This window comes from Bacillus sp. 204(2023) (genome assembly GCF_037027505.1).
Classification (GTDB): domain Bacteria; phylum Bacillota; class Bacilli; order Bacillales; family Bacillaceae; genus Bacillus; species Bacillus subtilis.
Window position 1 is genome coordinate 178,250 of record NZ_JAXCHE010000004.1, and the last position, 24,276, is coordinate 202,525.

Sequence of the window (24,276 nt, forward strand, 5' to 3'; positions counted from 1 at the left end):
AAATGCTCCGTAATTTGGGTTTTTTGTGTTCAATTCCGCAAAATAGGGTATAAACTAATCAAGAAAGATAACGTCATCCAAAAACAGGTAATTTGAATTACTTTATTTTAGGTTAAAAGTTATATAAAGGAATTCATTTTAACGTCGATAGTAACTATAGAACCAATCGTCAACAAGAGCAAACAGCGTAATTCAAGACTATTTTCAGGTCATCAGGTTATACTGTTTTAGAGGGACAGTTTCTTGTTATTTATTGATTTAGAATTTTTTGAATACTTTTTGACTTTTTATCCGTACAATAGAGAGTACCAAAACTTTTTTTGGGAGGTATGTAATATGATCCTATTTATTATCATCGCATTATGCGGCTATCTTCTTTTTTCTTTCAGCAAGGACAATCGCCGCAAACCGCAAAAGACAAGCCCTCTGCCAGTAGCCGCACCTCATCACAACAACCTAATCGACCTTGACGCCATCCGCCAAAAACGCCGGATGCATCTTTCCTAATTCTATATTTCAAATGAAAAGGCTGCTGAATCACGCAGCCTTTTAAAATTGTTTTGATTTAGAGCCTGAAACCTTTTCGCCACCTATCCGTAATTTCATACAAGGCAAACCCAAAGGAGACTTCAGCAATGATCGAGTTATTTATGAAACAAAAAATGTTCTCATTTAAAGATGCATTTCACATTTATGACCGGGATGAACAAGAAACATTCAAGGTGGAGGGGCGTTTTTTCTCGTTAGGAGACTCATTACAAATGACAGACTCATCTGGGAAAACGCTCGTTTCCATAGAACAAAAACTAATGTCTTTATTGCCGCGCTATGAGATTTCAATTGGCGGGAAAACAGTTTGTGAGGTAACGAAGAAAGTAACGTTTTTCAAACCGAAATTTGTGATTTCCGGGCTTAACTGGGAAATCGATGGTGATTTATGGAGGGATGAATTCCAGCTGACGGACGGGGAAAATGTCCGGATGTCAGTGAGCAAAAAGTGGCTCAGTTGGGGTGATTCCTATCACTTGCAGATTGCAAACGAGGAAGATGTTCTGATTTGCACTGCCATCGCTATCGTGCTTGATATGGTTTTATATAACGATGAAGATGAAAGTATTTTCTAAAAAGCATTGACAATTGATCCAAAAGTAATAATATTAAGATAATTGAAATCTGAATATGAAGTTGTACCTTATCAAGAGAGGTGGAGGGACTGGCCCTATGATACCCGGCAACCGCTGTTTCAAACAGAATGGTGCTAAATCCTTAAGAACATTGCGTTCTTGCAGATGAGGCGGAGATTTGATCGTTCAAGCTCTTCCTTACACAAAGGAAGAGCTTTTTACATGCTCAATATTTCAGAAAAGAGGCGAATAACATGGCTCAACAAACGAATGTCGCAGGACAAAAAACAGAAAAACAACGCAAAGCACCTTTCCGCGCCGATCATGTCGGCAGTTTGCTTCGTTCCGTTCCGGTGAAGGAATCCCGGCAAAAAAAAGCGGCTGGTGAGATGACAGCGGAACAGCTTCGTGATATCGAAAATCAAGAGATCACCCGCATCGTGGAAAAACAAAAAGAAATCGGTCTCGATGTGGTAACAGACGGGGAATTCCGACGTTCCTGGTGGCATTATGACTTCCTGGAAGGGCTTGACGGTGTGGAACCGTTCATCCCGGCTGAGGGAATTCAGTTCCATAACACAAAAACGAAAGCGCGCAGCATCAAAGTGACGGGAAAACTCGATTTTACGAGCCACCCAGCGCTTGCTGATTATCAATTTTTACATGAGATTGCCGGTAACGCGACGCCAAAATTGACCATTCCCAGCCCAAATATGCTGTTTTTTGGCGAAAAGGCGGATAAAGGGATTTATGACGATCAAGAGGAATACTTTCATGATCTGGCCCAAGCGTACAAAAAAGCAATCAAAGCCTTCTATGATGCTGGCTGCCGTTATCTCCAGCTCGATGATACGTCATGGTCTCTCTTCTTTGAGGAAAAAGGCAGAGAGGTTGTCCGGGCGCTCGGCGGTGATCCAGAAACATTGCCAGCCATATTTGCCAAAACAATTAACGATGCCGTGGCAGACCGGCCTGGCGATTTAACGATCACAATGCACATTTGCCGTGGCAACTTCCGCTCAACCTGGGCGGCATCAGGAGGGTACGACGCTGTAGCGGAAACGATTTTGGACGGCTTAAACCTTGACGGCCTTTTCTTGGAATACGATGATGACCGCTCCGGAAACTTTGATCCGCTCCGTTTTGTGAAGCGCAAGGATCTGCAAATTGTGCTCGGCTTGATCACATCGAAATACGGCGAGCTTGAAAATCCTGAGGATGTGAAACGCCGTATCAATGAAGCCGCGCGTTTTGTCAGCTTGGACCAGCTATGCCTGAGCCCGCAGTGCGGTTTCGCCTCTACAGAAGAAGGCAACCTTCTGACAGAGGAGCAGCAATGGGCAAAGCTTCGCCATGTCATCGACATTGCCAAAGATGTGTGGAGATAATCTATCATTGACAGAAATAGAAAATGTGTGAATAATAGATACTATCAGAAAATTTCATAAAAAGGTTTTCCTTATCAAGAGAGGTGGAGGGACTGGCCCTGCGATACCCGGCAACCGCTGTTTAACAGAATGGTGCTAAATCCTTTAGAGCAATGATTGCTCTTGAAGATAAGGTTGAGATTGTCACGCAAGCTCTTCCTTATCCAAAGGAAGAGCTTTTTTACATTTGAATGGAAAGAAGGAATGGACAACATGTCACAACAAACAACACCCGCAGAACAAAAATCACTTCAAAGAAAAAAACCGCCGTTTCGCGCGGATCAAGTCGGAAGCCTGTTGAGATCTGAGCCTGTTAAAAAAGCGCGGCTGCAAAAAGCGGCCGGCGATATTACGGCTGAGCAGCTTCGCCAGATCGAAAACGATGAAATTATCCGCATTGTGGAAAAACAGAGGGAAATCGGCCTGAACGTCGTGACAGACGGTGAATTCCGCAGAGCATGGTGGCACTTTGATTTCCTGGAAAACTTAGATGGCGTTGAGCCGTTTACTCCTGAGCAAGGCATTCAATTCCATAACGTACAGACAAAAGCACGCGGCATTAAAGTCACAGGCGATATCGACTTTTCAACACACCCAATGCTTGAAGATTACTCATTTCTCCATAGCATTGCCGGTGACGCGACGCCAAAGATGACCATTCCAAGCCCGAATATGCTGTTTTTCCGCGGGAAATTGGAAAAAGGTGCATACAAAAACGACTATCACCTTTTCCAGCATGATGTATCCAAAGCATATAAAAAAGCGATTCAAGCGTTTTATGACAGAGGCTGCCGATACCTCCAGCTTGATGATACAGCGTGGGCCGTTTTCTTATCAGAAAAAGGCTTAAAACAAATCGAAGCGTTTGGAACAACGCCTGATGAGCTTCGCCAGCTGTTTGCGAAATCGATTAACGACGCGATTGCAGACCGCCCGGATGACTTGACGGTAACCATGCATATTTGCCGCGGCAACTTCCAGTCCACTTGGACAGCGGAAGGCGGCTATGACGCAGCAGCCGAAACCATTTTTGACGGCTTGAATCTTGACGGACTTTTCTTAGAGTATGATGATTCACGCTCAGGCGGATTTGAGCCGCTCCGTTACGTAAAACGGTCTGATCTTCAGCTTGTTCTTGGCTTAGTGACATCTAAATTCGGTGAGCTTGAAAATCCGGATGACGTGAAACGCCGTATCGAAGAAGCGTCCCGTTATGTAAGCTTAGACCAGCTTTGCCTCAGCCCTCAATGCGGATTTGCTTCAACTGAGGAAGGCAACAAGCTGACTGAAGAACAGCAATGGGCGAAGCTCCGCCATGTGGTTGAGATCGCTAATGATGTTTGGAAATAAGAAAAGAAAAAACACACTTGATTCCCTAGCGGAGCAAGTGTGTTTTTTTATGTCATTGTGCGGTGTAGCCCCCATCAAGGACGACAGCCTGCCCAGTGACGCCCTTCGCCTTCTCGCTTGCCAAAAACACGGCATAATCCGCAATTTCCTTGACGGAAAGCAGTCGCTTTTGCGGCACAAGCGGAAAAATGACTTGTTCAAGTACAGAGTCGTAAGGGACATTTCTCGTTTTCGATAGATCGCTAAGCTGATTGCGTACAAGCTGGGTATCGACATAACCCGGACAGAGCGCATTGACTGTTATGCCGTGGGGCGCGCCTTCCAGCGCCCCTACTTTTGTGAGTCCAATGACGCCGTGCTTGGCGCTATTATAAGCGGATTTCCCTGCAAAGCCGACTAATCCATTAACAGACGCGATATTAATGATTCTGCCAAACTGCTGTTTTTTCATGATCGGAAAAACATGCTTCATTGCAATAAAGGGGGCCGTCAGCATGACCTTGATCAGCTGTTCAAAGGTGTCTGTCGGAAACTCTTCAATCGGAGCGACGTGCTGAATACCGGCATTGTTCACCAGAATATCCAAGCGGCCGTATTGTTTTTGGATGACGTTCACCGTATCAGCAACTTGCGCTTCCTTTGTCACATCATACGGAATGGCCGCCGCGTCAAAGCCTTCTTCTGCAAGCTTGGAGGCTGCTTTTTCACATGCTTCCGGACGGAGGTCTGAAACGATGACGCTGGCACCTTCCCGGGCGAATTCTCTTGCCATTTCGAATCCGATTCCGCCGGCAGCCCCTGTCACCAAGGCGACTTGTTTTCTCATGTCAAACACCTTCCCATTAAAAATTGAGTACAGACTGGCTTACAGCGAAATCAGCTTCTGTTTTTTCATAAACCTCTTCAATTGTGACACCATCCTGAAGCTCCGTCAGTGTCATGCGGCCGTTCACAAAATCAAATACAGCCAAATCCGTAATCAGCCTGTGCACGACTTTCTGGCCTGTCAGCGGAAGGGAGCATGTTTTTTTCACCTTTGATTCACCATGCTTATTGACGTGCTCCATGATGACAACGATCCGTTTCGCCCCGTTGACGAGATCCATAGCGCCGCCCATCCCTTTTACCATTTTGCCCGGGATCATCCAATTGGCCAAATCACCCTGCTCCGAAACCTCCATTCCACCAAGAATAGCCAAATCGATATGCCCGCCTCTTATCATCGCGAATGACTCAGCGCTGTCAAAATAAGAGGCGCCCGTCACTTCAGTGATCGTTTCCTTTCCCGCATTGATCAAATCCGCGTCTTCCGTTCCTTCCAGAGGATAGGGGCCAATTCCGAGCAAGCCGTTTTCCGACTGAAGCATGACGTGAACGCCGTCGGGTATCTCATTTGCGACAAGCGTCGGCATTCCAATCCCAAGATTCACATTCATGCCGTCCTTGATTTCTTGTACAGCCCGTTTGACCATTCGTTTTCTCGCTTCCTTCACTTGGCCTCACCCTTTCCCGATGCTTGCTGAACTGTTCGTTTTTCAATCCGTTTTTCTTGGCTCGCGCCAAGCACGACATGCTGTACGTAAATTCCCGGCGTATGGATGTGATCTGGATCGAGCTCTCCTGCTTCCACGATTTCTTCCGCCTCGGCAATCGTGATCTTGCCTGCCATGGCGGCAATGGGATTGAAATTTCTCGCCGTTTTCCTAAAAACCAAATTGCCCATGGTGTCCGCTTTCCACGCTTTGACGATCGCCACATCGCCGGTAATGCCTCGCTCAAGCACATAAGTCCGGCCGCCGAATGTTTTATGTTCTTTTCCCTCGGCTATGGAGGTGCCGACGCCTGTCGCCGTATAAAATCCCGGTATGCCTGCACCGCCTGCACGAATTCTCTCAGCGAGCGTTCCTTGGGGAACAAGCTCGACCTCAAGCTCTCCGCTTAAAAACTGCCGCTCAAAAATTTTATTTTCACCGACATAGGAAGCAATCATTTTCTTGAGTTGCTTGTTAGCCAGAAGCAAACCAAGCCCCCAGTCATCGACTCCGCAGTTATTGCTGACAACGGTTAAATCCTTTACTCCCTGATCTCTTATAGACAAAATGAGCTGTTCAGGGATGCCGCACAGCCCAAACCCTCCCGCGATCAGCGTATCCCCATCATGAATCAGTTTCGCAGCTTCCTTGCTTGATGACAGCACTTTTCCCATATTGATGCCCCTTTCGTTTTCTTCTACACTAGACCAGTCAGGCTGTAAATCGCGATCACAGCAAATACGGCAGCCGTTTTAATGAGCGTGATCGCAAAAATATCGCGATAGGATTGCCGGTGGGTCAAACCCGTCACGGCCAGAAGCGTAATAACGGCGCCATTATGCGGCAGTGTGTCCATCCCGCCTGATGCCATTGAAATGACCCGATGCATCACCTCCGGCGGAATATTGTAAGCCTGAATCGCCTGTAAGTATTGTTCTGACATCGCGCTTAACGCAATGCCCATTCCTCCTGAAGCCGAGCCGGTGATTCCCGCCAGCGCAGTTGTCGTAACGGCGCCATTTACAAGCGGATCGGTAAAAGTATGTGAAATTCCGCTGCTCAGCTTATGAAACCCCGGCAGCGCGGCGATAATGCCGCCGAACCCGTACTCGGCACCCGTATTCATAGATGCCAACAAGGCGCCGCCGATCCCTTCATTCAGCCCTTCCTTCATTTGGGCAAACACACTTCTCCAATCAAATAAAATCGTTGTGATGATGCCAATCACTAAAGCAATCTCCACCGACCAAATAGCAGCCGCTGAAGAAATATCAAGCCTGCCGAACTCCTTTAATCCTATGGAAGAAAAATCAAATCCATTCGGATACCACTTTGGCAGGTAAATGGTGAAATATTTATTCACTGCACCGACGAGAATAAGCGGGATAAAGGCAAGCGCGTGCCGAATCAGGCTTTTGTCCGGTTCAGCCGCGGACTCAATCGATTCAGGAGCATTCTGCGAATCAACACCGCCATAGCCTTCGCCAGATGCCTGCGCTTTCTTCCGCCTTGATTCCAAATAGAGCATCCCAGCTGCCAGCACAATCACTGCGCCCATCAAGCCCAGCCAAGGGGCGGCATAAATGTCTGTTTTGAAAAATGACGTCGGGATGACATTTTGGATTTGCGGCGTTCCCGGAAGTGCGTCCATCGTAAACGTAAAAGCCCCTAAAGCAATCGTTCCCGGGATGAGGCGTTTTGGTATGTTTGCTTCTTGGAACATGTTTTTCGCAAAAGGATATACGGCAAATACGACAACAAACAGGCTGACACCGCTGTACGTCAAGACAGCGCCCATCAGCACAATGGCAAGTATCGCTCTTTTTGCCCCGACAAGCCGGACAATTGTTTTCGCGATCGATGCCGCAAGCCCGGCCATTTCAACGACCTTTCCAAAAATGGCACCGAGCAAAAACACTGGGAAATACAGCTTAATAAAACCCGCCATCTTCTCCATAAAAATTGATGAGAAAAAAGGAAGCACATGGCTTGGATCTGTCAGCAGCACCGCGAATAACGCGCAAATCGGCGCAAACAATATGACAGAAAATCCCCGATACGCCGTAAACATCAGCAAACCTAACGCCAATAGAATGATGATCAGTTCCACACACACATCCCCCGTTTCCGCGAACTAGAAAGCGTTTACAAAAACCTGTCCGCATCGGCTGTTTCCGTCCCCTTTCCATATGTACGAGAAGCGTGGGCCAACTATTCCGATTAAAAAAGGAAAGCTCCTTTTTTCGGAGCTTTCCTCTGCTATTCATTTCATTCCTATTAGGATATCAACATCAACCGTAATATCGGCTGATTTCATCTCTTTCAGGAGGCTGACTCGATCTTTCGGCGCCGACCAGGCAAGCGGCGTCATCTTGAGAAGCCAGTGGATCGCCTGCTGGTCAAGCGTTTTAACATAGCGCAGCCTGACAGGACGGCTGTGTGCTGCATTTGCTGTAAAACGCTCAACAGCTGCCGCATTGGAATACGTGCGCCTTGGTGAATCAGTATATAAAAATTGTCTTAATTCTATTAAATAGTCGCTTCGCGGCACTACTTTTACGAGCATGCCATCATTCTTCAGCAGTCTATGAAACTCTGCATAATTGGACGGCGAAAAAATAGACAGCACAACATCAAATTGGCGATCATGAAAAGGAGCACGCGTCACATCGGCAACCGCCCATATCTGATCTTTGAATGCCTTAGAAGCTTTTAAGATCCCATCCTTCGAAAGATCTATACCGGTTCCTATCGCTGCTTTCCCTGCATAATCAAACCCGCAAAGCGCATTCAAATGAGAACCCTCACCGCAACCGCTGTCCAGGATGGTGAATGCCTCATCACCAGATTTGGGATGGCTGATGAGCTCTGCAATCGCATCATGGAGCGGGTCAAAAAAACCACATTCTCCAATCAGCCTGCTCCTCGCTTCAAAAAGCTCAGCACCGTAACTGGTTTTGACCGGCTTCGTCAGAAAGTTCACGTAGCCGTGCCGAGATAGATCAAATGTATGTCCTCGTTCTGTACAAATCAAGCTTTTCCCTGATGCCGCATCCATAGAAGAATCGCAGAGCGGGCATCGAAACATGCTGAAATCAACTGTACGCTTCATGATAAAAAACACCCCATTCATTCATTTTTAGATAAATGAAAAAGGCATAGACAAATAAACCTAGGCCTATCTCAAAAATTGGCCAGGTCTGGCAGTTTGTCTACACCTGTCATTATCTATAACGAATGAATTGGATAATCATGAAAAAAACTCCCTTTCTGCTGTATGGGTTTCCCCGTTTCCATCATACAACAAATATCCAGGAGCTGGAACCTTATAGTGAAGAAAAATCAGTACTGACATGCTGGTATCCCGCCAACATCATATCAGCATAGCAATCCAGCATGTTTTTCCTTTATTTTCTCATTTTAGAATATAAATTTTATTATTGTGAAAATAGTTAAAAAGGTTGATTTTCAAAAAGTGAAAGGATAAAATACTGCTATCATCTTAGAAAAAGACATTCTTGTATATGATCAGTAATATGGTCTGATTGTTTCTACCTAGTAACCGTAAAAAACTAGACTACAAGAAAGTTTGAATAAATTTGAACGAGTTGAAAAGGACAAGTTCTTTTCTGTTTGCTCTTATTTTTCACACTTTCTGCACTTCCAGAATTTGTGAAGAATAAGAGCTTTTTTTGTTTCCATAATAACCCTCATAGGAGTTGCTATCATGTACTTTTTACTAAACCTTGTCGGTCTCATTGTGATTATGGCAGTTGTATTCCTATGTTCTCCGCAGAAAAAGAAAATCAAGTGGCGCCCGATCATTACGTTAATTGTTCTGGAATTGCTGATTACTTGGTTTATGCTGGGAACAAAAGTCGGAAGCTGGGCCATCGGTAAAATCGGTGATTTCTTCACTTGGCTGATTGCTTGCGCCAGTGACGGTATCGCGTTTGCCTTTCCGTCAGTGATGGCGAATGAAACAGTAGACTTTTTCTTTAGTGCGCTTCTTCCAATTATCTTTATCGTCACATTCTTTGATATTTTAACGTATTTCGGCATTTTGCCTTGGCTGATTGATAAAATCGGATGGGTGATTTCAAAGGCTTCCCGCTTGCCGAAATTAGAAAGCTTTTTCTCTATTCAAATGATGTTTCTTGGAAATACCGAAGCACTTGCGGTTATCCGCCAGCAGCTAACGGTTTTAAGCAACAACCGCCTGCTCACATTCGGTTTAATGAGCATGAGCAGCATCAGCGGCTCCATTATTGGATCTTACCTGTCAATGGTACCCGCGACATACGTGTTTACAGCGATTCCTTTGAACTGCTTAAACGCGCTGATTATCGCAAACCTGCTGAATCCTGTTCACGTGCCGGAGGATGAAGATATCATCTATACACCGCCTAAAGAAGAGAAGAAAGACTTTTTCTCTACGATTTCTAACAGTATGCTTGTCGGCATGAACATGGTGATCGTTATTTTGGCAATGGTGATCGGATATGTCGCATTAACATCAGCAGTCAATGGCATTCTTGGCGTTTTCGTACACGGACTGACCATCCAGACGATTTTTGCTTATCTGTTCAGTCCGTTCGCATTCCTGCTTGGACTGCCAGTGCACGATGCGATGTATGTTGCTCAGCTGATGGGCATGAAATTAGCAACGAACGAGTTTGTTGCGATGCTTGACTTGAAAAACAATCTCAAATCCCTTCCGCCTCACACCGTTGCGGTGGCGACGACATTCCTGACGTCCTTTGCAAACTTCAGTACTGTCGGCATGATTTACGGCACGTACAATTCGATCCTTGACGGAGAAAAGTCAACGGTCATCGGGAAAAACGTGTGGAAACTGCTCGTCAGCGGAATTGCGGTATCTTTATTAAGTGCTGCGATTGTCGGCCTGTTTGTGTGGTAGAAACATTGAGCCATATCCCTTTTCGGATATGGCTCTTTTCATTATTGATAAATAGAGGCTGGTACCTGCACATCCCGGATTCCCGCTGCATAAGGCCCCAAGTCATACTGGCCAAAGACGATGGCGATCCCGTTTGCCGTAAAGTAAAACATTGTGTCTTTATTTAGGGTTATATCCTCTTTCTTAACATCAGGGAAAAACAGCTCATCGTGTTTTTGGATATAGCTATATAGGTAATCTCTCGTTTTGCTGACTTTTGTTTTGGTGTTCAAAATCTGATCCAGCGTCACCCGCTTTTGTGCCTTCAAGTCATAGTTGAAGGACTGGACAGACGTTAAACCGTGGGCGCCCCCTGAATAGATATAATTGAGTGTTTGAATGCTGAGCTTGCCTGCCGCATTGTATTTGACGCTGAAGGATGTTTGATATTCCGTTTTAAAGCCCTGCTGTTCGCCTGCTTTTTTGTTTTTCAGATATTCCTGATACGATTGTTCAATGTAGGCTTTCAGCTCTTGATTGATTTTCTTTTCAAAAGCGGCATTCCCGATGAGATGCACTTGTGGATACGTTAACTCCTTGATCTTTTTGTACGTATGAGTGCTGACAGTCGGTGTTTTCGTTTGAACTGCTTTTAGAGATGGGGCCGCATATGCAACTACGGAAAAAAGCAAGACTGCAATCCCCGCGGCTTTCAGCATTTTATTCCATTTCATACAATCTCCTCCTTTGATGTCGTTGTTTATCATTCCCTTATTTAAGCAATACACACTTTTATAGACTGATTAAATCGAAAGAAGTTTCTAGGTCTAACAGCATGATTTTCCCAATAAAAAAAGAGACACAGGATGTCTCTTTTTTTATTGTTTGCGCCCAGAAATCGCTTCATGAACGGCTTGTGCCAAATCTGTATTTCCGAATATCTCTAATACCGCAATGACAGTCTGGTTCGGAATGTGCTCTGCTTCGTGTTTTGGCACGACCAGATCGTCCATGGTTTTTTTCAAGCTTTCATTCAGCTTTTGCTGCGGATACGCTTTGGCGTACAGCTCCATCGGATCAAGATCATGGTTCACGCACCATTGGGCAAACACCAAAATCATCATATTTTCATCGCGTTCGTAAGCTTCAGCGAGCTGTTTTTCGTTCATAGTTATATACTCCTGCAATATAGTTAAATAAATATTAAGTTAATACTTCTTCATTAATTCTATCAGTAATATTGAAATACTTGCAAATCGCATCGGATAATAGATTATCTGATGATTGCATTTCTTTGCACTTTTCATTGTATAATAAAGCAACTTTTGTTTTGATTTTTTTATCAGCTAAAAATTCTGCTATTTTTATTTTATTCTGAGCTGCCTCTATATTCATAGGAATTAAAAAAGATGAGGATTCGTCTAAAACTCTCGAAAATCTTGTATTTTCATTAAACCGATACATGCTAAAAAGTTGTTGAATAGTCATATTTGCATCGGAATTAATTATTTCTTTAATGACATTGTAGTAAACTTTCGGATTTAAGCAGTCTTCTATAACAGTCTTCTCATAATATTGTCCTTGTTTCCAAGGCTCTAACAGTCTAACTGATTGAATATTATTACTTGTTAACGTTTGTAATCTTCTTATATCAATTCTTCCATTACCCTCCGGTGCTTTTGTTATTTCCATTCTTTTTGAATCCGTATCAATTAAACATAGTATTTTTCCATTCATAGCATTAGCCGTAGTTTTATCTGCTAATGGATAACTTAGGAGACCATATAATTTTATAACATTTGCACAACCCCCTACCGGTAATACCTTGAAGTTTCCATTATCCCTAAGGATCTCTTCAAGATATAATTTATCTGTACTCCCTTCACAAATAATCCAGTTAGTATTATTAGCAGATTTTGAATAACTTATTATACTAGTTGCCAAATCAAACATGCTTTTAAGTCCAATATCATTAGGAAATCTTCTTTGTTCGTCTAAATAATCAAAAAAACTAAAATTAGAAATACATACATCGCCTTCAATTTCTTTATGTAGATGAAATAGGTGACCGCTATTCGTTATAGGTAAAGACCCGTACCAATGAGTAGTAATAAGCACTTGTCTATTATAAACCTTTGATAACTGTTCAAGTCTTTCAAACTGTGGAAAACAGTTAATTACATTCATAGAAACTTCAGGTTCATCAATAGCTAATATAATTTCCCTATCCATTTCTTTTACATTTGATAAGAATGCATATGATATATCAATTAACGCCTTTCTTTGTTCACCAGAACTTAGTTTATTTACTTCACGATTTTTATACCTTAAAGGTCTTTTAGAAAAATAGGCTTCTAAAACTTTTTCTCTTATATCTGTTACAGTTAAGTTTCTTTTACTATTCGCTTCAGGACTATAATTATATTGTTTATCAATCAGTTGTATGGATTCATTTATATTTTCCATAAACGTATTTAAATAATCATTTATAAACGACAAAAAACTTTTATTTCTCCCTTCTATTTCATACTTAGTAGTTAATACATTATCAATTTCATTTAGGACGTCTTTATTCATTAAAGTTTGCATTTGCCTATCCTCTATCTTTAGAATTTCATCAGCACTTTGTTCAACAGGAATGTAGACATATGCATAATAATCTCTAAGCAATTTTCTTAACCTGTCAATTTTCTTTTCATACTCTTTGTCACCTAATAAATTTTTAAAATGACTATCGAAGGGAGCCAAAGTCGGTTTTCCATTAAATTTTGTACCTGAAGGTAATATTAGATATTCTTCTTGGTCGGTATCCTTAGTTAAAGTGGACAGAAATGTATAAAATGTGTTAATATACTCTCTTCTTGCAGCTCCTTTAAGCGAATCTTGTATGCCATTCCAAAATTGAGAACTTATATTATTTAAATCATTTAAAAGTTTCCTATTAACATCAATATCTGACTTACTGTAACGATGACTGTTAAATAAAAACGTTAGAAATCTTTTCTTCTCAATAAAAAAGATCGGGGTGATATATCGATCTTCGCGAGTAGAACCTCTTGTAGCATTCCACTCACGCCCATTGAAAAAAACATCTAATGCTTCTAAAATACCACTTTTCCCAACTCCGTTTGCTCCAATATAGACAGCGTATTTTTGATCATTATTATTTGCAATAGGAGCAAAAATTGATTTTGCATAAGATTTATACCCATTAATAAAAGTTCCAATTATCATCCTTTTTGCCCACCTCAGCAATCTATTTATATAATAACTATGGAATTAAAAAGAAAACATTCAAAACTTTACATATTTATACTATCATATTCATTATAAATATTCTACTTAATATGATTTTAGAAAAAACAAAAAGAGTACCTTATAAAAGATACTCTTTTTAATAAATTATATCTGTCTATCCCAATGGCGATGAGCAGCAATCGCATCGATAAATGCCTTGCTGAAAGCGGTGTAGTCAGGTTCTTCTTCAGCCGTTACGATGCCTGGTCCCTCTGTTGTCCCGACAGAGGATTGAAGAAGGTCAATTCCTTCATTTGCCGCACCGATCGCCTTGTAGTGATTGTAAGCTTCTCTGATAAACGCCATCGCTTGTTTGTTGTCTTTTAACTCCAGCCCTCCTGCGGCATAGACGGCATCATACAGAACAGAATCAACCGTCAGGAACGTGCCGTTGGCCTCAAGCTGCTGTCCGCTGCCGCTTGTCATATACCCCAGATTTTGACTGATGATATCTACTGTGATTCCTTCTTGCTTTAAGGCTTCCAGCACTGTTTGCAGCTCTTTTTCATGAAATCCGTTTCCGGCGAGTACAGCGACTTTTCTTGTTGACGCGGTTTTCACTGTACGGGCTTGGCTTAACGCAGGCGAAGTAAGAATTTCTTTAGATGCTTTACGCTTCGCGGGCGCCGCCACGCCTACTCCTTTGGCGATTTCTTCTGCTAAATCTGCATCGACATTGCTGAAGACATCAACGACCTGCCGCTGTACGTCTTTGCTTTTGACCTTCCCGACCTCGAAGCAGAAAGCAGAAATGATGTGCTGCTTCTCCACAGGAGACATGCTGTTCCAGAACAGCTTCGCCTGTGAGTAATAATCGTTGAAGCTGTCGCTTCGCTGGCGGATTTTTTTGCCCTCGACTTTTTCCTGATAGTGGACGTATCCGCCTTCTTCAGCTGTCGCAGGCGACGGATCATTGTTTTGCAGAGAGTTTTTATGATAAGCGACAGGTCCCTTATTGATCGTCATTCGGTGATAGCCGTCGTACTGGTTGTTATGGAACGGACATACCGGCCGGTTAATCGGAAGCTCATGGAAGTTCGGGCCGCCAAGACGGATGAGCTGTGTATCTGTATAAGAGAAAAGCCGCCCCTGCAGAAGCGGGTCATTTGTAAAATCGATGCCCGGCACGACATTTCCAGGGTGGAATGCGACCTGTTCTGTTTCCGCAAACACATTATCCTGGTTGCGGTTCAGCGTCATTTTCCCAATGATTTTCACCGGCACGAGCTCTTCCGGCCACAGTTTGGTCGGGTCAAGAATATCAAAATCAAACTTGAATTCATCCTCTTCGTCAATCATCTGCACGCCAAGCTCGTATTCAACCGTGCCGCCGTTTTCAATCGTTTCCCACAGATCACGGCGGTGGAAATCCGGATCTTTCCCAGCAATTTTTTGCGCTTCATCCCATACGAGAGAATGCACGCCGAGCACCGGTTTCCAATGGAATTTCACGAAACGCGCCTTTCCTTGTTCATTGACAAAACGGAACGTGTGCACGCCGAAGCCCTCCATCATTCTGTAGCTGCGGGGGATGCCTCTGTCAGACATCGTCCACATCACCATGTGGGCAGACTCAGGGTTATTGGCGACAAAATCCCAAAACGTATCATGGGCAGTCGCGGCCTGAGGCATTTCATTGTGTGGCTCAGGCTTAAACGCGTGAACCAAATCCGGAAATTTGATTGCGTCCTGAATGAAAAACACCGGAATGTTATTTCCCACAAGGTCATAGTTTCCTTCTTCAGTATAAAATTTTGTCGCAAAGCCTCTGGCATCCCGCACCGTGTCTGCGGAGCCTTTAGAACCCGCAACCGTAGAGAAACGGACAAATACCGGTGTCTTCACCGAAGGGTCCTGAAGAAATTTGGCCCGTGTGTACTCGGTCATTGGTTCGTAAACCTGAAAAAAGCCATGCACGCCAAATCCGCGCGCATGCACAACGCGCTCCGGAATCCTCTCATGGTCAAAGTGCGTCATTTTCTCCCGGAAGTGAAAATCCTCCATCAGCGTCGGGCCGCGAACCCCGGCTTTTAACGAATGCTCATCCTCTGACACCCGCAAGCCTTGGTTTGTCGTCATTTTCTTCCCGCTGTTATCGGCCCTGTACTGCTCAAGCTGCTCGTCCTTTGAGTGTTCATTTACACGTTTGTTTTGGTCATCACTCATGTCTGTTCCCCCTTTTAAAACGAAACATTCTACAGCACATTTACCCGTGGCGTTCTTCATATAAACTGCTAATCCGCTCATTAGGATTTTTGGTCTACATATAAATATGCGGTCATACACATTTGAAATAAGCCTTCTTCACAGAAAGAAAGGATAGAAGCGCTTACTTAAAAAGCTGTTGAATAGGGGAGGTCATATCATGCTTGCCATACTCGGTTTTGTGATGATGATTGTCTTTATGTACCTTATTATGTCTAACCGGCTTTCCGCTCTTATTGCTTTGATTGTCGTTCCTATTGTGTTCGCCCTGATCAGCGGATTTGGCAAAGATCTCGGCGAGATGATGATTCAGGGCGTTACAGACCTCGCCCCTACCGGTATCATGCTGTTATTCGCCATCCTGTATTTCGGCATTATGATTGACTCAGGCCTGTTTGATCCTCTCATTGCCAAAATCTTGTCGTTTGTCAAAGGAGATCCGTTAAAAATCGCCGTAGGCACAGCGGTTCTGACCATGACCATTTCGCTGGACGGAGATGGGACAACAACCTATATGATTACCATTGCAGCGATGCTGCCTCTCTACAAACGGCTCGGCATGAACCGTTTGGTGTTAGCGGGAATAGCGATGCTCGGTTCGGGGGTTATGAATATTATCCCGTGGGGCGGGCCGACTGCGAGGGTTTTGGCCTCCTTAAAATTGGACACGTCAGAGGTCTTCACGCCCCTGATTCCCGCTATGATCGCCGGCATTCTCTGGGTGATTGCCGTTGCTTATATCCTCGGAAAGAAAGAGCGGAAGCGGCTCGGCGTCATTTCGATTGAGCACGCACCGTCTTCCGATCCGGAGGCCGCACCGCTCAAGCGTCCCGCTCTTCAATGGTTTAACCTGCTGCTGACTGTCGCTCTGATGGCCGCACTGATCACCAGCCTGCTGCCGCTCCCTGTTCTTTTTATGACTGCGTTCGCCGTCGCCTTGATGGTCAACTATCCAAATGTCAAAGAGCAGCAGAAACGAATCTCGGCGCATGCGGGTAATGCGTTAAACGTTGTCTCAATGGTGTTTGCTGCGGGCATATTCACAGGCATTCTCTCCGGCACAAAAATGGTCGATGCCATGGCGCATTCTCTCGTTTCACTCATCCCTGATGCCATGGGCCCGCACCTGCCGTTGATCACTGCGATCGTCAGCATGCCATTCACCTTTTTCATGTCGAATGACGCCTTTTACTTCGGTGTCCTTCCCATCATCGCCGAAGCCGCTTCCGCTTACGGAATAGACGCCGCTGAAATCGGAAGGGCCTCCTTGCTGGGACAGCCTGTGCATCTGCTCAGCCCGCTTGTGCCTTCCACCTATCTATTGGTAGGAATGGCAGGCGTCAGCTTTGGCGACCATCAAAAATTCACTATTAAATGGGCCGTAGGAACAACGATTGTGATGACGATTGCCGCACTTTTGATTGGGATTATTTCTTTCTAAATGTATGAGCTTGATCGTAGCATTGAGTGAGTACGTGATTTACAGAGGGGAGAAGATCAAATAGGATATTATGAGTGAATAGAAGATTCATGCCAACAACTTCTCATTACAATCATAAGAGCCTGCTATATTGCAGCAGGCTCTTTCACATTTGGCATTATTTTTTTGTATAGCGCACCCAGTCATAATGAGCGTATAGCGGATTTACACCATTGTAGGAGCCAAGCCATTCATCGACACCCGTGCCATTCCACAAGTTCATCATGATCTTTCCAGGTGTTGTCGGAATTTGGTTTGTTGCAGTATGTTTTAATTGCCCATCGACATACCATTTAATAGAGTTTGGCTGCCAATCGAATGCATACGTATGATAGGCATTGGCTGCATCAAACCCGAGATCAACAATCTTCTCATGGTTTCCTGCACCATTTGTATAATAGTTAAATTGAACCTTTGTTGTGTCTTTTCCTAAAAATTCGATATCAATCTCATCCCAAGGAGTTCCATCTGTTGGACCTGTGTAAGTGAAGAACGATGAAACGATCCCTGTGTTTTTAGCTGGTTTCATTCTGACTTCATAAAGTCCATAGCCATATGTTTGAACAGAACGGTTTTCCCCGCAGTCAAACTTGTTATAAGATGGGCTTGTTAGCGCTAAACGCATTTCACCCAATGACGTCATTGATACGTTATTAGCCCGCCACGTGCAGTTGAACATATTTCCATTCGAATAACCATCTGCTTTTTGCCAAAAACCGGAGTTATAGCCGTTAAAAGGGTCAAAAAACGATCCACCTGTTTGAGCTGAGGCAGTAGAAGAGACTGCAAACAAACTCATAAACAATCCAGTGACAAGAAGCAGCAACACTCGTTTCAGATAAGGCATATTGGCATTCCCCTTTCGTTGAAAGCGTTTTCTACGTTGATCTTACATGATTCTTGTAAAAGGGAACATCGGTCAAAATAATGATAATATCGAATCTAACTAACTTGAATCCTGTAACTATCATCATCTTCCCTCTGAAAAAAATAAAAACCTAAATTACCATCAGCACAGACAGAGATGATCCGCACTCATTGTAATTTAGGTTTTGCCTGCTTTATCAGTAACAATCCTACCATTTTCATATGTGAATGTAAGAAAAAGTGAACACAAGGAAACACAAATGTCAGCGCTCTCATTATGCTTGTTTAACTACCCTTTCTATGTGAATGGTTAAATACAGCAGCTCGTCACTTGTGAGCTTGTGCTCATACTCCCGCTCAATGTAGGTTTGGATTTTCTTCGTGCATTCATACGCGCGATGATACTTTTCTTTCACTGTATCCAGCAAAAAATCGTCCTGGCTTTCCATGTGAGTGCCGTTAAATAGACGTTGCGCGAAAAACTTTAAGTGGGTGACGAACCGATAATAGTGAAGCGATTCTTCGTTGAATTCAATCTTAAAATGGTATTTTACAATACTCAAAATCTCTTGCATGACTTTTGTAATGTTGATAATATTGGGCATCTCTTCATTCAGCTCGGCATTTACAATATGCAGAGCAATAAAGCCTGCTTCATCCTCTGGCAGAGACACACCAGTCTTGTTTTTTACCATAACCAACGCTTCTTTGCCGATCGCAAATTCGTCTTTGTACAGCCGTTTTGTTTCCCACAGCAAGGCGTTTTTGATATCAAGCCCTTTCTGGTTGCGCTGGATGGCAAAGTTAATATGGTCGGTCAGCGACACATAGATGCTGTCGTTGAGCTTTTTGCCGAGCTGTAATTTTGCGTAGCTGATAATCTCTTCGGATACTTCCATACACTCGATCGGTATATCATACAAAAGGGTTTTGAACTTTTCTGATACATCCTTGTTATCGAGCGTGAACACTTTCTCAATGCGGGCTTCATCGACATCATCGCCGGACTTTTTCTGAAACGCGAGCCCCCTGCCCATGACGACCAATTCTTTCCCCTGTTCATTGACCACGCTGATCACATTATTGTTGATCACCTTCGCAATTTTCATGACATGTCCCTCCAATCAACTAAGAACAGACTATATCTTGATTGTACATTCTTTTTGTACTAGGTCAATATCATCAGGGAAAGACGGAAGCTGGTCAGTACAATTCACTCCGTACCTGCTGTCCGGGCTGTTTTTGAAGCAGCGCCTCTAGATGGCGTTCAAATGATGCCTTGTCAGCTTTCTGCTTTTTGACAATGCTGTTCATGATTTTGACGCTTTCGGCGCTGTATTGTGTATATTGTTTTTTCAGCTGATCCAGCTGCTGTCTTGTCTTCTTCGCGTTTTTCTGTGTGACTTGGCCGATGAGTTTGATCATACTGTCTGCGGTCTCAAAAAAAGCAGCTCTATTTTCTGTCAGCTGCTGAATTTCGATGCGGCTCATGTCTTGATTACGCGTTTTTTGAAGCAAGGCGACCGCCTCGCTGTTTTGTTTTTTGAGCGATTTGTTCTCAAGCTTAATCGATTCGAGATTCTCCTTCGCAATGTCTGCTTCTTCTTCAGTCATGCTGATTCGCACGAAGTATTCTGGATTGCCGATTCCATAATCAAATGCTTCGCTCACTTGTATCATGGAACTGAACACAATGGCCAGCTGCCTGTCGCTTGCGAGGGCTTGGAAATCCTGCTTTTTCTTACTGCTCATCGGTTTGGCTGCGGTTTGTTTTACTGTCTTTTGATCACAGTCTGCGAACATCTGAGCCTCACCTTCACTTTCGCATGCGCTCATCACAAGAACTGTGACCAGCAGGCTTATACACAAGCCTATTCGCCTCATGCTCTGTCTCCTCTCTGCTGAATCCCTTCTGGAAAATACCATAAAATATAGTTAAATGGTACCAGATGCACCTAACCCAAGCAATAAATCAAAAGTATGATTTGAAGCGAAAAAACATAAATATTTTGTAAAAATTGACGTGCATTCCATTCTTTTCAGGCCCATTTCTCGTACAATAGAAGTATCGTTACCGGAGAGGGGCTCTGATGATGAAACGTTTTACGAAACAAGAAAACAGCTGGGTATTATATGACTGGGCAAATTCTGCTTACTCAATTGTCGTGACCACCGCGGTATTTCCGTTATTTTATAAATCAGCAGCTGCGGAAAGCGGTGTCAGCGCCGCTCAATCGACTGCCTATCTGGGCTATACCATTGCGATTTCAACGTTTATTCTTGCGATGCTCGGGCCTATTTTAGGCACAATCGCCGACTATGAAGGGTGCAAGAAAAAGTTCTTCGGTTTCTTTGTGTCAGCCGGTGTCGCCAGCACCGCGATGCTCGCCTTTATTCCTAGTGAACATTGGCTGCTATTGTTGCTGTTTTATACGATATCGGCTATCGGTTTTTCCGGCGCCAATGTGTTTTATGATGCCTTTCTCGTGGACGTCACGCCTGAGAAGCGGATGAATCTCGTCTCGGCACGGGGATTTGGCTTAGGATACATCGGAAGCACGATTCCATTTATCATTAGTATTGCTGTCATCCTGCTCGCACAAGCAGAGACTATTCCAGTGTCTGTATCGGCCGCAAGCCAGCTGTCCTTTTTCTTAACGGCTGCCTGGTGGGGGCTGTTCACCATCCCAATGATTAAACATGTCCATCAACGCTATTACATCAAAAAAGAACCTCATATTGTCATCAACAGCTTTAAGCGGCTCGGCCAAACGATGAAACGGATCAGGCAATACCGGGCACTTTTCCTCTTCTTGCTCGCTTATTTCTTTTATATCGACGGAGTCGGCACGATTATTACGATGTCGACATCCTATGGATCAGATTTAGGGATCGGTTCCTCAAGCCTTCTGATCATCCTATTTGTCACCCAGGTAGTCGCCGCGCCGTTTTCGATTGTATACGGAAAACTGGCAGAACGCTTCACGGGGAAGACCATGCTGTACGTCGGGATCGTCATTTATATGATCGTCTGCGTGTATGCCTATTTTATGGAGACAACGCTTGATTTCTGGATACTGGCTATGCTTGTCGCCACCTCGCAAGGCGGTATTCAAGCCCTAAGCCGTTCCTATTTCGCCAAGCTTGTGCCAAAGCGCCACGCTAATGAATTCTTCGGTTTTTACAACATTTTCGGGAAATTCGCCTCAATTATGGGGCCGCTGCTCATTGCCGTGACCGCCCAGCTGACCGGGAAATCCTCGACTGCGGTGTTCAGTCTGATCATTCTGTTTGTAATTGGTATTGTGATTCTTGCCTTTGTTCCGGAGGAGACCAGCGCCGATGTCAGCCAGCAGCAAAATGACCTGCCCCTTTAACTGGGAGCAGGTCATTCATCATTTATTCGCTTTATTCACCTTCAGCTGTTTCCCTTTGACGGTTGTGTTCTTCATCACTTTGAGAACATGAGGGCCTTTACCATTTAAAATCTCAACGTATGAGGCGTTATCCATGATCGTAATGATGCCGATGTCGTCAGCTGACACACCGTCAATTTTTGCAATCGTTCCTACAAAATCAACGGCTCTGATTTTCTTTTTCTTTCCGCCGTTAAAATACAGCTTCATAATGTCTTTATTCAGCTCTTCGCTTTTGTCTTTTTTGCTTTCCGGACGGTCATTCATTTTAGCTAGAAATTCTGGTTTCTTCCTTGCCACTTCCTCTTGAGAAGGGGCTTCTATTTTTTGAATCTCAAATCCGATATATTCTTCAATGTCGGCTAAAAACCGTTTTTCGAAGGCCGTGACAAACGAAATGGCCTTTCCTTTGTTCCCTGCGCGTCCCGTTCGGCCCGTGCGGTGGACATAGCTTTCCTTTTCAAGCGGCAGATCATAGTTGATGACAAGGGAGATATTTTCAATATCAATCCCGCGCGCGGCGACATCCGTCGCCACTAAGTAACGGTACTCGCCACGTTTAAATTCATTCATGACGTCGAATCGGTCTTCCTGAATCATTCCGCCGTGAATTTTATCGCATGGATATCCTAAGTCATCCAATTCATCGGTCAGCTGATTGACGTGCTCTTTCGTTCGGCAGAAAATGATGCAGCTGTCGGGATTCTCCGTCATCAGCACATCTTTCAGCAATGAAAATTTATTCTCTTCTCTTACTTGAATCACCGCATGTTCAATATTTCTTGTGGTAAGCCCGGCCGCTTTGATTTCGATATGCTCCGGGTTTTGCATATATTGACGGCTTAATTTCTCAATGTCCTCTGGCAGCGTCGCCGAAAACAGCATCGTCGTACGCTCAGTCGGAAGATGCTTGATAATCGCCTCCACCTGCTCAATGAAGCCCATATTCAGCATCTCATCCGCTTCATCAATGACCAAATAAGAGAGACGATCCAACGGCAGCGTGCCTTTTTCGATATGATCCAGAACACGTCCCGGCGTACCGACAACAATGTGGCTTTTTTGCTTAAGCTCAGCTTTTTGTTTATCAAAGGAGGATTTTCCAAATACGGCTGTCGCTTTGATCCGTTTAAATCGTCCGATGTTCGTGATATCTTCCTTTACTTGCACCGCAAGCTCACGGGTTGGAGTTAAAATAAGCGCCTGCGGCTTGTTTTCATCCCAATCCGCCAGCTCACAGAGAGGAATTCCGAACGAAGCCGTTTTCCCGCTTCCCGTCTGTGATTTGACGACAAGATCCTTTCGTTCAAGGGCAGCGGGGATCACGCTCTGCTGCACCTTGGTCGGTTCTGTATATCCCAGTCCTTCCAATGCTCGTAAAATGTCATGACTGATTTGATAGTTTTTAAAATGACTCATGTATAAACTCCTGTCTCTTGCAGATGTTCTCATTATACTCTAATTGACGAAGGCATATGTGTTTTGTCGAAAAATGATGTATTAAAAGCCATCGATTCCCTGGCGTTTTAGCTCCTGAACAGCCAATCGCGCCAGTGCGTCGGCCCCAGCGCGGTTCGGATGAAGCGTATCTCCGTCCATATAAAGCGCGAGTGTTTTTTCCGGACCGATCGATGTAAAGTATGCCGAGCTGAGGACATTTAAGTCAATGAGGTGTGTTTTTTCCTCTTCAGCCAAAGCTAAAATAGAGGCCCTGTACCATCTGTTTACAGACGAATGGATGCCTTCAGAAGTAAAATCGGTCGCCCGGCCCTGGGGCGTTGATAGGATAACGTCCGCTCCTTTCGCTTTCACCTGACGAATCATATCACGCATCACCTCTTTAAACTCCGCTTCAGATTCATTATGCTTCGGATTTGTGTCATTAATGCCGAGCTGCAACATAAAATAATCTCCCGGTTTAATATACTTCAGGATCGCCTCAAGCTGTCCATCATTTCTGAACCCTCTCGCGATCTGCCCGCCAGACGCCATGTTTCTCACTTGAAAGGTGTGTTTATCGATATAGTGAGGCAGCATCTGCCCCCAGCCCGCCTGCTTGCTGCTGTTGAGCGGATAATAATTGCACACCGTCGAGTCGCCGCCGACATAAATGGTTCGATTCGTCACCGGCTGATCAGACAATTTCTTTATTTTCAAGGCGCTGAGCGTAAAAGCGGTGCCAGCTTTCCCCTCTGTCACCAGCAGATTCAGCTGCCCGTCGGTGACAGGAATTTGGAACGTATCCTCCGCGCCATCCCCTGTCATATTAATGACCTGAAACACGCCCTCCGCCGCCACACTGGCCCTTGCCGTATTGCCAAGCGTCACCTTCACCTCATAAAGGCCATTCGGGAGATCCACATTAAACGTGTTATTGCTTTTCGTCCCATACGCTAAAAACTGAACCGCATCCCTTTTCACACCAGTCCCGGATGCCGCCACATCCCTCATATTCTCCGGTGTTTGAAAACCGTAGCCCTTTGAGCGGTCATACCGATCAGACGCCCTGACGCCAATATAACCAGGCTCCACCGAACCGCTTCCAAAGTCAAACTGATACACCTTCGGCTCCGCCGCCTTCACATTCTCAATCCCGCCAAAACCCAGCATCAACATCATCACAAAAACCGCTGCCATCCATTTTTTCATCAAGACTCCCCCTCTATGAAAACACATAC

General features: G+C 44.4%; 21 protein-coding genes and 3 riboswitches. Of the genes, 7 read left to right on the forward strand and 14 right to left on the reverse strand.

The features are described 5' to 3' along the window. Nucleotides 1-243: 243 nt before the first annotated feature. The 4 genes from WA279_RS10450 to WA279_RS10465 all read left to right on the forward strand — a co-directional run bounded on the left by WA279_RS10450 (nucleotide 244) and on the right by WA279_RS10465 (nucleotide 3,901). Nucleotides 244-507, forward strand: a complete 264-nt coding sequence (locus WA279_RS10450; RefSeq protein WP_336155356.1) for a hypothetical protein — start codon at nucleotides 244-246, stop codon at nucleotides 505-507. 128 nt (nucleotides 508-635) lie between these two features. Continuing rightward, complete coding sequence (locus WA279_RS10455; RefSeq protein WP_032725093.1) at nucleotides 636-1,124, forward strand: LURP-one-related/scramblase family protein; 489 nt, start codon at nucleotides 636-638, stop codon at nucleotides 1,122-1,124. Nucleotides 1,125-1,189: 65 nt separating this feature from the next. Then, nucleotides 1,190-1,296, forward strand: a riboswitch (SAM riboswitch). Between the two features lie 82 nt (nucleotides 1,297-1,378). Further along, nucleotides 1,379-2,512: a 5-methyltetrahydropteroyltriglutamate--homocysteine S-methyltransferase gene (locus WA279_RS10460; RefSeq protein ID WP_336155357.1), complete on the forward strand. Its 1,134-nt coding sequence runs from the start codon at nucleotides 1,379-1,381 to the stop codon at nucleotides 2,510-2,512. Between the two features lie 68 nt (nucleotides 2,513-2,580). Further along, nucleotides 2,581-2,687: riboswitch (SAM riboswitch) on the forward strand. A gap of 77 nt (nucleotides 2,688-2,764) precedes the next feature. Then, nucleotides 2,765-3,901: a 5-methyltetrahydropteroyltriglutamate--homocysteine S-methyltransferase gene (locus WA279_RS10465; RefSeq protein ID WP_032725091.1), complete on the forward strand. Its 1,137-nt coding sequence runs from the start codon at nucleotides 2,765-2,767 to the stop codon at nucleotides 3,899-3,901. A 52-nt stretch (nucleotides 3,902-3,953) separates the two neighbouring features. Here the strand turns inward: WA279_RS10465 and WA279_RS10470 are convergent, their stop codons facing one another. From WA279_RS10470 to WA279_RS10490, 5 genes are all read right to left on the reverse strand, one after another. Next, the gene (locus WA279_RS10470) at nucleotides 3,954-4,727 is read right to left on the reverse strand and encodes a 3-hydroxybutyrate dehydrogenase (protein WP_014481333.1); all 774 of its coding nucleotides are present in this window, start codon (nucleotides 4,725-4,727) and stop codon (nucleotides 3,954-3,956) included. Between the two features lie 16 nt (nucleotides 4,728-4,743). Beyond that, entirely contained in the window at nucleotides 4,744-5,394 is a 651-nt protein-coding gene (locus WA279_RS10475) for a CoA transferase subunit B (RefSeq protein WP_336155358.1), read from the reverse strand. After that, nucleotides 5,391-6,107, reverse strand: a complete 717-nt coding sequence (locus WA279_RS10480; protein ID WP_336155359.1) for a CoA transferase subunit A — start codon at nucleotides 6,105-6,107, stop codon at nucleotides 5,391-5,393. The genes WA279_RS10475 and WA279_RS10480 overlap by 4 nt, the downstream gene beginning before the upstream one ends. Before the next feature lie 23 nt (nucleotides 6,108-6,130). Beyond that, a complete protein-coding gene (locus WA279_RS10485) occupies nucleotides 6,131-7,543 on the reverse strand; it encodes a GntP family permease (protein WP_336155360.1) in 1,413 nt (470 codons plus the stop codon). Nucleotides 7,544-7,696: 153 nt separating this feature from the next. Then, nucleotides 7,697-8,545, reverse strand: a complete 849-nt coding sequence (locus WA279_RS10490) for a methyltransferase domain-containing protein (RefSeq protein WP_336155361.1) — start codon at nucleotides 8,543-8,545, stop codon at nucleotides 7,697-7,699. A gap of 386 nt (nucleotides 8,546-8,931) precedes the next feature. Further along, nucleotides 8,932-9,033, forward strand: a riboswitch (purine riboswitch). A 127-nt stretch (nucleotides 9,034-9,160) separates the two neighbouring features. Here WA279_RS10490 and WA279_RS10495 point away from each other — a divergent pair. Continuing rightward, nucleotides 9,161-10,354: a NupC/NupG family nucleoside CNT transporter gene (locus WA279_RS10495; protein WP_032725087.1), complete on the forward strand. Its 1,194-nt coding sequence runs from the start codon at nucleotides 9,161-9,163 to the stop codon at nucleotides 10,352-10,354. 41 nt (nucleotides 10,355-10,395) lie between these two features. Here the strand turns inward: WA279_RS10495 and WA279_RS10500 are convergent, their stop codons facing one another. The 4 genes from WA279_RS10500 to WA279_RS10515 form a co-directional block, all read right to left on the reverse strand. Further along, on the reverse strand, nucleotides 10,396-11,067 hold the full coding sequence (locus tag WA279_RS10500) for a DUF3298 and DUF4163 domain-containing protein (RefSeq protein ID WP_336155362.1): 672 nt from the start codon (nucleotides 11,065-11,067) through the stop codon (nucleotides 10,396-10,398). Between the two features lie 144 nt (nucleotides 11,068-11,211). Further along, on the reverse strand, nucleotides 11,212-11,502 hold the full coding sequence (locus tag WA279_RS10505) for a hypothetical protein (protein WP_336155363.1): 291 nt from the start codon (nucleotides 11,500-11,502) through the stop codon (nucleotides 11,212-11,214). 34 nt (nucleotides 11,503-11,536) lie between these two features. After that, nucleotides 11,537-13,567, reverse strand: coding sequence for an AAA family ATPase (locus tag WA279_RS10510; RefSeq protein WP_217017303.1), 2,031 nt, complete (start codon nucleotides 13,565-13,567; stop codon nucleotides 11,537-11,539). 168 nt (nucleotides 13,568-13,735) lie between these two features. Continuing rightward, entirely contained in the window at nucleotides 13,736-15,796 is a 2,061-nt protein-coding gene (locus WA279_RS10515) for a catalase (RefSeq protein WP_336155364.1), read from the reverse strand. Nucleotides 15,797-15,995: 199 nt separating this feature from the next. Between WA279_RS10515 and citH the strand changes: the two genes are divergently transcribed. After that, nucleotides 15,996-17,276 (forward strand): citrate transporter CitH, encoded by a 1,281-nt coding sequence (gene citH / locus WA279_RS10520; protein ID WP_336155365.1) that lies wholly within the window; start codon nucleotides 15,996-15,998, stop codon nucleotides 17,274-17,276. A 157-nt stretch (nucleotides 17,277-17,433) separates the two neighbouring features. Here the strand turns inward: citH and bglS are convergent, their stop codons facing one another. The 3 genes from bglS to WA279_RS10535 form a co-directional block, all read right to left on the reverse strand. Beyond that, nucleotides 17,434-18,162, reverse strand: a complete 729-nt coding sequence (gene bglS / locus WA279_RS10525) for a beta-glucanase (protein WP_336155366.1) — start codon at nucleotides 18,160-18,162, stop codon at nucleotides 17,434-17,436. A gap of 295 nt (nucleotides 18,163-18,457) precedes the next feature. Next, nucleotides 18,458-19,291: a transcriptional antiterminator LicT gene (gene licT / locus WA279_RS10530; RefSeq protein WP_003242598.1), complete on the reverse strand. Its 834-nt coding sequence runs from the start codon at nucleotides 19,289-19,291 to the stop codon at nucleotides 18,458-18,460. A gap of 94 nt (nucleotides 19,292-19,385) precedes the next feature. Further along, nucleotides 19,386-20,066, reverse strand: a complete 681-nt coding sequence (locus WA279_RS10535) for a hypothetical protein (RefSeq protein ID WP_336155367.1) — start codon at nucleotides 20,064-20,066, stop codon at nucleotides 19,386-19,388. 206 nt (nucleotides 20,067-20,272) lie between these two features. Here WA279_RS10535 and WA279_RS10540 point away from each other — a divergent pair, with 206 nt between their 5' ends. After that, nucleotides 20,273-21,559, forward strand: a complete 1,287-nt coding sequence (locus WA279_RS10540; protein WP_336155368.1) for an MFS transporter — start codon at nucleotides 20,273-20,275, stop codon at nucleotides 21,557-21,559. Between the two features lie 18 nt (nucleotides 21,560-21,577). On the opposite strand, the gene dbpA is transcribed toward WA279_RS10540, so the two are convergent. Both dbpA and WA279_RS10550 read right to left on the reverse strand, forming a co-directional pair. Further along, nucleotides 21,578-23,017: an ATP-dependent RNA helicase DbpA gene (dbpA, locus tag WA279_RS10545; protein ID WP_336155369.1), complete on the reverse strand. Its 1,440-nt coding sequence runs from the start codon at nucleotides 23,015-23,017 to the stop codon at nucleotides 21,578-21,580. An 81-nt stretch (nucleotides 23,018-23,098) separates the two neighbouring features. Continuing rightward, nucleotides 23,099-24,247: a rhamnogalacturonan acetylesterase gene (locus WA279_RS10550; RefSeq protein ID WP_336155370.1), complete on the reverse strand. Its 1,149-nt coding sequence runs from the start codon at nucleotides 24,245-24,247 to the stop codon at nucleotides 23,099-23,101. Between the last annotated feature and the right edge of the window lie 29 nt (nucleotides 24,248-24,276).